The organism is Alcanivorax sp. HI0044 (assembly GCF_001634945.1).
In genome coordinates, this window is the sequence record NZ_LWEZ01000098.1 from 1 (window position 1) to 503 (window position 503).

The 503-nt window shown below is 56.5% G+C and carries 1 protein-coding gene; it reads left to right on the forward strand.

The genetic code is table 11. The features are described from left to right. A partial coding sequence (locus A3730_RS01135) for a cbb3-type cytochrome c oxidase subunit I (RefSeq protein ID WP_197477211.1) occupies positions 1–503 on the forward strand: 503 nt, incomplete at both ends.

Genomic DNA, 503 nt, shown 5'->3' on the forward strand with positions numbered 1-503 from the left:
TTGGTATGGCTGCACCATTTCTTCACCATGGGATCGGGGGCCAGCGTGAACTCGTTCTTCGGGATCACCACCATGATTATCTCGATCCCCACGGGGGCGAAGATCTTCAACTGGCTGTTTACCATGTTCCGGGGCCGCATCAAGTTCGATGTGCCCATGCTGTGGACCATGGGCTTCATGGTCACCTTCGTGATCGGTGGTATGACCGGTGTGTTGCTGGCGGTGCCGCCGGTGGACTTCGTGCTGCATAACAGCCTGTTCCTGATTGCGCATTTCCATAACGTGATCATCGGCGGCGTGCTGTTCGGTCTGTTCGCCGGTATTACCTACTGGTTCCCGAAGGCCACCGGTTACAAGCTGGATGAGTTCTGGGGCAAGATGTCCTTCTGGTTCTGGCTGATCGGTTTCTACTTCGCGTTCATGCCTCTGTACGTGCTGGGCCTAATGGGCGTGACCCGTCGCGTCAGCCACTTCGAGGATCAGTCCCTGCAAATCTGGTTCCA